The sequence below is a fragment of the Acidisarcina polymorpha genome (assembly GCF_003330725.1).
Taxonomy (GTDB): Bacteria; Acidobacteriota; Terriglobia; order Terriglobales; family Acidobacteriaceae; genus Acidisarcina; species Acidisarcina polymorpha.
Genome location: NZ_CP030840.1, coordinates 1,656,784 through 1,668,365 on the forward strand (window position 1 = coordinate 1,656,784; position 11,582 = coordinate 1,668,365).

General features: G+C 57.4%; 6 protein-coding genes. 4 read left to right on the forward strand and 2 right to left on the reverse strand.

The genetic code is table 11. The features are described from left to right. Window positions 1-131 precede the first annotated feature (131 nt). Window positions 132-2,453 (reverse strand): glycoside hydrolase family 2 protein, encoded by a 2,322-nt coding sequence (locus tag ACPOL_RS07270; protein WP_114206465.1) that lies wholly within the window; start codon window positions 2,451-2,453, stop codon window positions 132-134. 325 nt (window positions 2,454-2,778) lie between these two features. On the opposite strand from ACPOL_RS07270, the gene ACPOL_RS07275 reads away from it, so the two are divergent. From ACPOL_RS07275 to ACPOL_RS07290, 4 genes are all read left to right on the forward strand, one after another. Next, entirely contained in the window at window positions 2,779-4,923 is a 2,145-nt protein-coding gene (locus ACPOL_RS07275) for a S53 family peptidase (RefSeq protein WP_161557242.1), read from the forward strand. 406 nt (window positions 4,924-5,329) lie between these two features. After that, on the forward strand, window positions 5,330-7,258 hold the full coding sequence (locus ACPOL_RS07280) for an APC family permease (RefSeq protein WP_114206467.1): 1,929 nt from the start codon (window positions 5,330-5,332) through the stop codon (window positions 7,256-7,258). 58 nt (window positions 7,259-7,316) lie between these two features. Beyond that, window positions 7,317-8,621, forward strand: a complete 1,305-nt coding sequence (locus ACPOL_RS07285; RefSeq protein WP_236657299.1) for an MFS transporter — start codon at window positions 7,317-7,319, stop codon at window positions 8,619-8,621. A gap of 43 nt (window positions 8,622-8,664) precedes the next feature. Next, a complete protein-coding gene (locus ACPOL_RS07290) occupies window positions 8,665-10,902 on the forward strand; it encodes an alpha-galactosidase (RefSeq protein WP_114206469.1) in 2,238 nt (745 codons plus the stop codon). A gap of 10 nt (window positions 10,903-10,912) precedes the next feature. Here the strand turns inward: ACPOL_RS07290 and ACPOL_RS07295 are convergent, their stop codons facing one another. After that, window positions 10,913-11,578 (reverse strand): O-methyltransferase, encoded by a 666-nt coding sequence (locus tag ACPOL_RS07295; protein WP_114206470.1) that lies wholly within the window; start codon window positions 11,576-11,578, stop codon window positions 10,913-10,915. Between the last annotated feature and the right edge of the window lie 4 nt (window positions 11,579-11,582).

Here is an 11,582-nt window from a genome sequence, read left to right on the forward strand (position 1 = left end):
CACTCACAGTAAAGGCCTGCGTTATTTGTGACGATAACAGTCTAGTGATCGGCTTTTCTTTTACAAATTGAACGCTTCAAAGAAAGAGCCCGGGATAGCACCTGGGCTCTTTCTTTATGGTTATCGTCGACTCATGCCTCCTCAGGTTCTGAGGCGGTCAAAGTAAGGGTCACTTTCTGGTCGCCAAGCCGGGGGTGCTTACCAGTGAGCACTACCGTCCCGGGCTGCTGCTTGGCACGAATCCAGATAGCGCCGGTTCCTCCAACGAGTCCGAAGGGGTTGTCGCCGATGATATCCGCCGGCCCCTCCAGGGTAAGCACAATCGGATCGCCCGCGTAAGGGCGAATGTTATCGAACTCGTCGGTAACTCGCAGCACCACTCGGGTGGTGTCGGCGCCGTCGGCAACCAAGGTCGTGTCATCGGGGAGCAGCCAGAATTTCTGGTCAAGACCCTTTCCGGAATACTGGCGCGAGATGACTCGTTTGCCGCCAATATAACCTTCAATGCGCAGGTCACTCCAAAGCTCATCGAGCTTCGCCTTTCCAAGATCCGGATAGAAGGGTGCATATTTCAGGTGCTTGAACTGCTCCCTGTCGGGCTGGGCATCCGCGATCAACTGCCCTTTGAGGTAGAACTTCAGGTTGTCGCAATTCGATGAGACGAGCCCTTTCGTGAATCCAATCGACTCATCATTTCTAGCCCAGTGAAAGGCTGGTTCGAGCACAACCTCCTCTTCGGGATCGCATTGTGACTTATAAAATCCGCCTGCAGGTTTGCGTTCACGAAAGAAGTCGGCGACCCCGTGATAACACATCCGGTCTCCGGATCCGAAGTCCCCATGGGTGTTGTAGTCGAATGCGCACCAACCGATGCCGCCCGCGTATTGCGGATTGGACGCCAGCTGATCATGGACGCGCGCGTGGCGTATCGTATGCTCGGTTAGCCGCTCCATGTTATCGATAGACTTTGCAGGATAGGTGTGACCAACGAATTCCGTGTTTAAATAGGCGGGGTGATTTGGCGGAAGCAGCGGAAAGCCGAAGTCGTTCATCGTGAAGACGTCCTCGAGGAATTCGGATTCCTGGAAGTAACGGATGCCACAGGTCGGACGGCTCGGGTCAAGCTTATGCGCCATCGCGTTGGTGCGCACATAGAAGTCGTGATTGTCGCGGGACTCGTTGATGCGAACGCCCCAAAGAATGATCGATGGGTGGTTCCAATCGCGGCGGACCATGCGCTTAACATTATCGACGGAGATGTCCTGCCACGGCAGTGGGCCGATGTGTTGCCAGCCAGGAATCTCCTCCAGCACGAGCAAACCAAGATCGTCGCAGGCATCCAGGAAGTGTCTCGACTGGGGATAATGCGAAGTGCGGACGATGTTGCAATGCAAAGTGTTGCGCAGAATCTTGGCATCTTGGCGCTGAACGCGGGCAGGCATAGCTTGACCGACGAATGGAAACGTCTGGTGCCGGTCGAGCCCTCGAAGCTTGATGACCTCGCCGTTGAGCTTGAAGCCTTCTTTGGTGAAGACAGCTTCGCGGAAGCCAAAGCGTCGGGTGTCTTGATCTAGCGTTCCTCGACCCTGCTGCAGGGTTACACGAGCATGGTAGAGATTGGGACTCTTCAAGCCCCAGAGCTTGGTGCGTCCTAAGTTGTCGAGATGGACGATGTGCTCGACCGGCTCGGCTGGCACCGCCGCCGTCGCTGCTACTCCGGCAGAGCCCTTGGCGATCACTTTGTCGCCATCGAGTAATTCCACCAGCAGGGTAAGGGAGTCGACCGGCGCGACGGTATGGGAGATGTAGGTGTGAACGTCAACTGTCGGAGTTCCGCTTAAAACATCTTTCGGCTGAACGAAGATGTTCTCGATAAACGTTGACGGAACGATGCGAAGATTGACTTCGCGGTAAATGCCGCCAAAGGTAAGATAGTCGATCTGATAACCGAAGGGTGGAATGTCGGCCCGTTCAGTGGAGTCGACGTCTACGGCAAGCAGGTTATCTCCGTCAAAGTCAATGTGCGGAGTCAACTCGAACGAGAACGGGGTATAACCGCCTTTATACTCGCCAAGGTTGACGCCATTGATCCAGACGGTCGAGGCCGTCATGACACCCTCAAAGTCGACAAACACGCGCTTGCCTTGGGCCGCTCGCGGCAACTTGAATCGGCGACGATACAGTGAGATAAACTCATAGGACTTCTCATCGAAGCTATGCCACGGCAACGGCATATTTGAATGCGGCACGACTACTTGCTCGAAGCTCGAGTCATCGAAGTTTTTGCTGTGTCCTGCTTCATGAGAATTGCGACTGAAGCGCCAATTGCGGTTGATAGGCAGAATGAGGCGTCCGGGAGCCGGTTCGGCGACTCGGGTTTGGGTAAAGGCTGGCGGCGCAAGCGCGCTCGCTGCGGCGGCAGTTCCCGCCACTAGGAAATCTCGGCGATCCATCAACTCTCCTGATCCGTTGGACGAATTCTAGAAATGAAGTAACTGAAGTAGCAAGAGTAAATGATAGAACTTAGTCAGCTGGCCTCGTAGCTAAAAGTTGCGCCCCCAGGAGCGTTTCGTCGACAGTTGCCTTCCGCGGAGGCGCGGCCTTGGTCGTTCACTGATTGAAAACGGCATTCGTTTTTTCGCCCGGCTTCCACATGCCAGGTACGTTCCCGTTTTCGCTGGCGCATGGGCTTGCTCAATCGCCCAATCATGTATACTCTCCCCACTCGGAAGCCGGCACAAAAATCCCACGTCAATGCGGTTCAAAGGAGCTTGTTTCATGGCAACACGACGCATGGCAATTCGCCGTTTTACCCAACACGCGCTCATCACAGGGCTGCTTACGACTCTCGGCCTTGGTGCTTCCTCACGCCTTGCTCTGGCTGCTGACCAGCCCGGGTCACCCAACGCCCCTCTCCGCATTCGCCAGACCATCGACGAAACCAAAATGGTCAGCTTGACCGGGAACACCCATCCGCTTGCCCTTCCAAGGTATGATCGCGGTCCGGTTGCCGACGCCCTTCCCATGGAGCACATCTTCGTCCAACTGCGCCGCAGCCCTGAGCAGGAACAGGCACTGCAGCGCTATATCGCTGAGTTGGAGGATCCGCATTCCAGCAACTACCAACGTTGGATTCTTGCCGATGACCTGGGTAAGAACTTCGGGCCGGCGCAGCAGGACATCGCTGAAGTGGTCGGTTGGCTCAGTTCTCACGGACTCCAAGTCAACACCGTTCACCCGAATGGATTGACCATCGACGTGTCCGGAACTGCAGGTCAAGTAAGAGAGACTTTTCACACCCAGATTCACAATTATCTTGTGAAAGGCCAAGCACACATTGCAAATGCCAGCGATCCGGAGATTCCCGCGGCTCTAGCTCCCGTGGTCGCAGGAGTAGTCTCGCTGCACAACTTTATGCCGAAACCTCTTTTAAAAAAGAGTTTCTCGTTCAAGTGCACCGGATGTCCTGACGGGTTTGACGGCACGGAGCAGTACAACGTAGCTCCCCCGGACTTTGCCACGATCTACAACATTTCGCCGCTCTACACAGCGAGCAAGCCAATCACCGGCAAAGGCGTAAGCGTCGTCGTTTTAGAAGATACGGACATCGATTCGGCGGACGTAGCAACCTTCCGCTCTGCCTTCGGACTGTCGGCCTACTCCGGCAAGTTCACCCAGATCCATCCGGGCTCCGGTTGCAGCGACCCGGGCAAGAATTCTGCTGAAGGGGAGGCGGCGTTGGATGCCGAATGGGCTGGGGCTGCGGCTCCGGATGCCAATGTGTATCTGGCATCCTGCGCGGACACAGCGACCAACTTCGGCGCATTCATCGCCGCCCAGAACCTGCTGGACCACGGTACTCCTCCTCCCATCATGAGTCTCAGCTATTTGGGCTGCGAAACCAGCCAAGGGCCAGGAGGGAATGCCTATGTCGGCAGCCTCTGGCAACAAGCGGAGGTCGAGGGAGTATCGGTGTTCGTCGCCTCTGGAGACAACGGTCCAGCAGGTTGCGACGACTTTGACACGGCGGCCTATGCCGTAAGCGGCATCGCCGCGAACGGGCTAGCTTCCACTCCTTATAACGTCGCTACCGGTGGCACTGATTTCTTGGACACCTCGGAGAATGCAAATTCGACTTACTGGAATACGGGTAACAAACCAAACGGGAAATCTGCGAAATCCTACATTCCGGAGACCCCTTGGAATGACTCGTGTGCCGGCAGCGTACTCTACCAATTTTTCGGGTACACCAGCGGAGTCGCTTTCTGCAACAGCGTTGACGGCGCATCCTTGCTTGATATCGTCGGAGGCAGCGGAGCTCCCAGCTTTGTCTATGCCCAACCATCGTGGCAGACCGGAATTGCAGGGATGCCGGCCAATAAGGGCCGGAACTTGCCAGACATTTCGCTCTTCGCATCGAGCGGGTTCTGGAGTCACGCAATCCAGTTCTGCATGTCCGATGTGAAACAAGGAGGAACTCCCTGCGACTACTCGAAACCTGTGGACGCGTTCTATAACAGTGCTGGCGGCACTTCCTTTACTGCCCCACAATTCGCGGGCATCCAGGCACTTATCGTTCAAAAAGCCGGCCGTCAAGGCAATCCAAATCCTGTCTTCTACAAGCTTGCTAGAGCGGAATATGGCACTACGACGGATCCAAATACCGCGGGACTGGCAGAGTGCAACGCCTCCAAGGGTACAGGCGGCTCTACGGCTTGTATTTTTCACGATGTGACCGTAGGCAACAACAGTGTCCCCTGCTACGGGGCCGCTTCATGCTTTGAACCCTCAGCGCTCGAGTACGGCGTGCTTTCCACCTCCGATGGCGTCTTGAACACGGCTTACGTCGCGCACAAGGGCTGGGACTTCACCACCGGGTTGGGCAGCGTGAACGTGACCAACTTAGTGAACAATTGGCCTTAACCACTCTGCTCTGCATCGAGGATTTGTTCCTTTAAAGAAGGGACGAGCCTGATGCCGGAGTGGGCGAAATGGGGCTTTGACTGAACATTGGTCAATGCCCCATTTTTTTTGCGGACTGTAGGCAGTCCCTCTACATGCCTGCTGTCGATTTCAAATTGCTGCAGGCGTCTCTTTAACCGACGCCTGATCCGTATTCACGGTGACTTGCCGTCACAAGTTTTAAGCAGCTTCCCCGTTCTTTGGCCTCTCAGCGACCACGATTGCAAATCACCCAAAAAGAATGTCCAAATCAAATGCCAGCCAGCATCGGCATTAATTTGCATCCAAGATGGTTTGCCCAACCGCCGCAATTTAGGAACTTTGTGATGACAAAAGTTGTGGTGGTACTTCAGACTCGGGAATAGCCATGGCCATCTCTGATTTTCTTTTTGGACGACCGCTTGCCACATCCGAAGAGCGCGCCGAACATATCGGCGTCTCCGCGGGCATCCCGATCTTCGGTCTGGATGCGTTGAGCTCCGCCGCCTACGGCCCCGAAGCAGCATTGACACTGCTGATCCCATTGGGTTTGGCAGGGGTCCACATTATTCTGCCGATTAGCGCTGCAATTGTTGCTTTGCTGGTGATCGTTTACTTTTCCTACCGGCAGACGATCGAGGCTTACCCTCACGGCGGCGGCTCATATACGGTCGCGAGCGAAAACTTGGGAGCGGGGGCAGGCCTCCTGGCCGCGGCCGCCCTCATGATCGATTACGTCCTGACCGCGGCAGTAGGCATCTCCGCCGGAGTCGGCGCCTTGATTTCAGCGGTCCCGAGTCTGCATGCCCATACCCTCCCGATCTGTTTGGGAATCCTCGCTCTTCTCACCTTGATCAACATTCGCGGCGTGCGCGATGCCGGAGCCGCATTCAAGCTACCGACTTATCTCTTCATTGGGTCTCTGCTGATCGTCATCGCGGTCGGCCTCGTCCGGGCGATAATGGGGGCAGGCCATCCGGCGCCGGTCGTAGCCCCCCCCCGCCTGCCAGCGGCAACTGAAGCCATCAGCCTGTGGCTCATCCTCAAAGTCTTCGCTAGCGGCTGCACGGCGATGACCGGCGTCGAAGCTGTCAGCAATGGAGTCATGGCATTCCGCGACCCGACCGTTAAGAACGCTCAGAAGACTCTTACCTACATCATTGCGCTCTTGATCATTCTCCTGGCGGGCATCGCGTTTCTTTGCCGCGCCTATGGAATCGGCGCCACCGATCCGAACAGTCCCGGTTACGAGAGCGTACTCTCCCAATTAATCGCCGCAGTGATGGGTAAGGGCGTCTTCTATTTCGTCTCCATCGGCTCCATTCTGCTGGTGTTGGCGTTGTCGGCGAATACCGCGTTCGCGGATTTCCCACGACTGACCAGGGCGATCGCGATCAACGACTACCTCCCTCACGTCTTCCTCCTTCGGGGTCGGAGGCTACTCTATTCCTACGGGATCTATGCACTCGTCTTTTTAACCGGGTCGCTGCTGGTGCTCTTTGGAGGCGTGACCGATCGACTGATTCCTCTCTATGCCATCGGCGCCTTCCTCGCCTTCACACTCTCCCAGGCCGGTATGGTCGTTCACTGGAAGAAAAATCAGGGCCCGAAATCGCGAGGGCGAATGATCGTCAATGGCGTCGGCGCCTTTGCTACCGGTATTACCTTGCTGGTGGTGCTCGTCGCGAAATTCGTCGAAGGCGCCTGGGTGACGGCGCTGCTCATCCCGGTGTTGATCGGAATTATGCTGAGCGTCCGGCGGCATTATCGTCGCGTCCATGATGAAACCCGGGCGAGTGGGCCCATCGAACTTACCGATCTGTTGGAGCCGATTGTGGTCATCCCGGTCGACCGGTGGAGCCGGATCACTGAGAAAGGCTTGAGGTTCGCATTGACTCTTTCGAAGGAAATCCGCGCGGTCCACGTGGATTGTGAAGAAGACGCGGAGAGCGTTTGCAATATGTGGGAAGCCAACGTGGCTGGTCCACTTCGCGCCGCCAAGCTCGCGGTCCCGGAGCTCGTGCTGCTCACGTCTCCGTATCGCTTCGTCGTTCAACCCCTGGTAGATTACGTACTCAAAGTCGAGGCAGAGAATGACGGCAGGCATGTGGCTGTGCTTGTCCCAGAGCTGGTAGTGAGGCATTGGTATCAGAATCTGCTGCATAACCAGCGCGCGAATGTTCTCAAGCTGGCGCTCCTGGTGCATGGCAACCAACGAATCATGGTCATCAACATCCCCTGGTATATGGAGCACAACACCGACGTCAAGGTGCTACAGAAAGCCGCAGAGGAGAAGGAAAAAGCGAAGGCGTCTTGAGCAGAGAACCAATGCACTCCAACTCCCCGGTGCTAATCCCCATTCCTCCGAGAACCGCTTGATTGGCAACCTGAAGCAAGATCGACCGGAGGGTCCTGGTTCTCGGCGCCGCTGGGGGATAGCGCTCCTACTTGGTATAGGCGTGCTCGTCAACTACGTCGATCGGGTAAACCTGTCCGTCTCACAGCACGCGCTACATGACGAGTTTGGAATCACGACGGTCACCTTTGGCTGGCTGCTCGGAGCCTACAGCTGGACTTACGCTCTCCTGCAGCTGCCGATGGGCGTGCTTCTGGACCGCTTCGGGGTCCGCGTCATCGGCCGTATCAGCACATTCCTGTGGAGCCTGGCCTCCTTCGGGGCGGCCGTTTCTCCAGGCGTCCCGATCTTTTTCGCTGCACGGCTTCTCCTGGGTGTGGGCGAGGCGCCTACCTTCCCTGCCAATGCGAAAGCGATTGGGTACTGGTTTCCAGTCAAAGAACGCAGCCTGGCGACGGCAGTTTTCGATGCCGCCGCTAAGTTCGCTCCCGCTCTAGGCGTTCCCGTAGTAGGGATCCTGATGGTTCGGTTCGGTTGGCGAATCAGCTTTGCCGCCACCGGTTTGCTCAGCCTTTGCTATTTCGGTCTCTTCTACCGTTTCTACCGCAACCCGAGCGAAGACCGGCTTCTTTCGGATCGAGAACGCATCTTGATCCGCGATGGCGGCGCCCAGCCGGAGGGCGGCAGACGAGGGGAAGGCGGTGCGTCGCTAAGCTACCTTATACGGCAGCGGAAGGTGATAGGCCTCGCGATCGGCTTCGCCTCTTACAACTACACCTTCTACCTGCTGTTGAACTGGCTGCCGAGCTATCTCTCCTCTACGATGCACGTCGATCTGCTCCACTCGGCCTTCTATACATCCGTGCCCTGGTTGATCGCGACCATGACCGATCTGCTGGTCGGCGGATGGTTGGTCGATGCTTTGGTGCAGCGCGGCTGGAACCCGGTGCGGGTGCGTCAGGTGGTGTTGATTGGGGGGACCGCCTTCGGCATGGGCATTCTCGGGGCCGCGTATGCGACGACGACAACTGCCGCGCTGTTCTGGATTAGCATGTCCATCGGCGGCCTCTCGGCGGCCGCTCCCGTCGGCTGGTCGATTCCCTCCTTGATTGCCCCTCGGGAGAGCGTTGGAAGCGTGGGCGGGATTCTGAATTTCGCCTGCCAGATCTCCGGCATCTGCGCGCCTATTGTGACTGGATATGTCGTGCACGAGACGCGTTCGTTTGCCTTGGCCTTTGGCGTGGCAGCGATCTTTCTTGCCATTGGGATTGCTAGCTATATAGTGCTACTTGGGAATATGGAACCGGTTGCAGAGCCACTCTAACGATGGTCTATGCAACCCATGGGCGGATACAGGAGAGGCTTGCATGTTCGGTGTGCGATTGAGATTTCTGGGTTTACCTTTGTTGACTCTGACGTTTGGCTGTCAGGTGTTCGCGCAAGCACAAGTCGGCTCTGCTCCTTCAATCACGTTTGATCAGAACGCAAAGGTTTTTCGCATTGACGCGGCCGATATCTCCTATGCCTTCGGCGTGAATGAGCGTGGCGAGCTGCAGCCACTTTATTGGGGTGGACGCCTTGGAGCGAGCGACGTTCTGCCGCCGGCACACAGCTCGCATGAAGTTGCTGCCTTCGATCTCTCCTCAAGTGTGAGCCCGCAGGAATTTGCCGGTTGGGGCGCCGGCCTGTATGTCGAGCCTGCCCTCAAGATCACCTTTCCCGACGGAAATCGCGATCTGGTGCTGCACTATGTCTCCCACCATATTGACGGTTCATCGCTGACGGTGACGTTGAAGGACATCTCACGCGACGTGTTTGTGGAGCTTCGCTATGAGGTCGATCCTGCCAGCGGAATTATCGGCCGATCGGCGGTGATCCAGAACAAGACCAAAGACCCGCTCACGGTCGAGTCTGCCTCGGCCGCGACGTGGACGCTGCCGCATGGAACGGACTACTCGCTCTACTACCTGACCGGACGGTGGGGTTCGGAAACTTCCTTGCAGCATGAAGCGGTCCGGCCTGGCCAGCGGGTGTTGGAGAGCCGGCGGGGATCGACCGGGCACCAGAACAATCCGTGGTTTGCGGTTGAGCAAGGCCCCACCGGGGATGAGGACACCGGCGATGTGTGGTTCGGTGCTCTGGCCTGGAGCGGTTCCTGGCGGATTACGGTTGAGCAGGACCAACTACAGCAGGTACGCGTCACCGGCGGCTTCAATCCCTTTGACTTCGGTTATCGCCTCGCCCCCGGCGAGAGCTTGAAAACGCCGATCTTCTATGGCGGCTACTCTCATCACGGCGTGGGCGGGGCTTCGCGTTTGCTGCATCGATTTGAGATCACGGAGATCTTGCCGGAGCGGCCAAACCCGAAGCCGCGGCCAGTTTTGTACAACTCCTGGGAAGCCACCGAGTTCAAGGTCGATGAACCCGGGCAAGCGGCATTGGCCGAGAAGGCAGCGTCAATCGGCATCGAACGCTTTGTCATGGATGACGGCTGGTTCGGCCAGCGCGCCGACGATCACGCCGGATTGGGGGATTGGTATGTCAACCCGCAGAAGTTCCCGCATGGGCTGAAGCCGCTGATCGACAAGGTGCATTCGCTAGGGATGGACTTCGGCCTGTGGGTCGAGCCGGAGATGGTCAACCCGAATAGCGATCTTTATCGAGCGCATCCCGATTGGGTGTTGAACTTCACCGGCCGTCCGCGAACCGAGGGTCGTAATCAGCTGGTCTTGAACCTGGCGCGGCCCGATGTCCGAGCTTACGTCTATGGCTTTCTTGACAAGCTTTTGAACGAAAACGATATCGCTTTTCTGAAGTGGGACTACAACCGTAACTGGTCCGAGCCGGGCTGGCCCGCCGTCTCGCCCGACGAGCAAAAGCAGGTCTGGGTCAAATACACCGAGAATCTCTATTCGATCCTGGCGGAGCTGCGAGAGAAACATCCGAAGGTCGAGATCGAAGATTGCTCCGGTGGCGGAGGCCGCATCGACTTGGGACTCATTCACCATACCGACGAGGTTTGGACGTCGGACAACACCGATCCCTTCGATCGGCTGAGTATCCAGGATGGCTTCAGCTACGCGTACACGCCCGGGGTGATGATGGCCTGGGTGACGGACTCTCCTCACTGGCTGAACCATCGCACCACCAGCCTGGAATACCGCTTCCTCTCCTCGATGCAAGGCTCGCTGGGGTTAGGGGCCAACCTCAATCATTGGCAGCCGGAAGACTTTGCCGAGGCCAAAAGCATGATCGAGGCCTATAAGCAGATCCGCGAGACGGTGCAGCATGGCGCGCTCTACCGGCTGGTCTCGCCGCGCGATGGCAGCGAGCAATCGGTCACCGAGTCGGTCGCCGAAGACGGGCATCAGGCAGTAGTCTTCACATTCCTGCACTCGAGCACCATGGGTTTCCACTATCCGCGTGTCTTCCTGCGTGGATTGGAGAAAAACGCAAATTACAAGATGACCCCGATCGCCGGCAAAGCTACCAAAGAGACGCCGGAGACAGCCAGCGGCGCCTACTGGATGTCGCATGGCTTCGATCCGGATTTAGTGGGCGACTTCCAGGCAGCAGCCTTCCGGCTGGAGCGGACCAGCAACTGATGCTGCAGGTTTACTTCACGAGGGCCAAGACGAAGCCGTCATAGCCCTTGCTGCCGACGGTCTGCAGCGCGGTCGCGTCGAGGCGCGGATCGGCCCCGATCTTGTCAAGCAACTTGCGGCTTCCCTGGACACTGGGATCTTGATCATTCGGATCGATAATTGCGCCATCGCGAACGACGTTGTCTCCCACGATGATTGTCCCGGGCCGGGAGAAGTGGACCGCCCAGTCCAGGTAGTTCGGATTATTGGGCTTGTCGGCATCGAGGAAGATGAAGTCAAATGGGGCCTGTTTCTCTCGCGCCAGGACGGCAAGCGAATCGAGCGCCGGCCCCAACCGTAGATCGACGATCGATGATAATCCGGCGCGCTCAATATTCGCGGTGGCCACGGCGGCGTGCTTCGGATCGGCCTCCAGGGTTATAAGCATGCCGTGAGGCGGAAGCGCACGCGCGAGCCAAATCGTGCTGTATCCTCCCAGCGTGCCAATCTCAAGGATGCGTTGCGCGCCCCGAATTCGGGCCAAAAGATGGAGGAGCTTGCCTTGATTGGGAGCGACATCAATAGCGGGAAGTCCGGCTGCCTTGTTCGCTTGTTGTGCCTGAATGAGAACTGGATCGGGCGGACAGAGGCTCTCGGTGAAGTATTGGTCGACTGCGGTCCAAAGTTCCTGGTTCATCTTT

Coding starts and splice junctions, on each gene's coding strand:
- ACPOL_RS07290 (WP_114206469.1), top strand. CDS start 8,665: ATGTTCGGTGTGCGATTGAGATTTCTGGGTTTACCTTTGTTGACTCTG.
- ACPOL_RS07295 (WP_114206470.1), bottom strand. CDS start 11,578: ATGAACCAGGAACTTTGGACCGCAGTCGACCAATACTTCACCGAGAGC.
- ACPOL_RS07270 (WP_114206465.1), bottom strand. CDS start 2,453: ATGGATCGCCGAGATTTCCTAGTGGCGGGAACTGCCGCCGCAGCGAGC.
- ACPOL_RS07275 (WP_161557242.1), top strand. CDS start 2,779: ATGGCAACACGACGCATGGCAATTCGCCGTTTTACCCAACACGCGCTC.
- ACPOL_RS07280 (WP_114206467.1), top strand. CDS start 5,330: ATGGCCATCTCTGATTTTCTTTTTGGACGACCGCTTGCCACATCCGAA.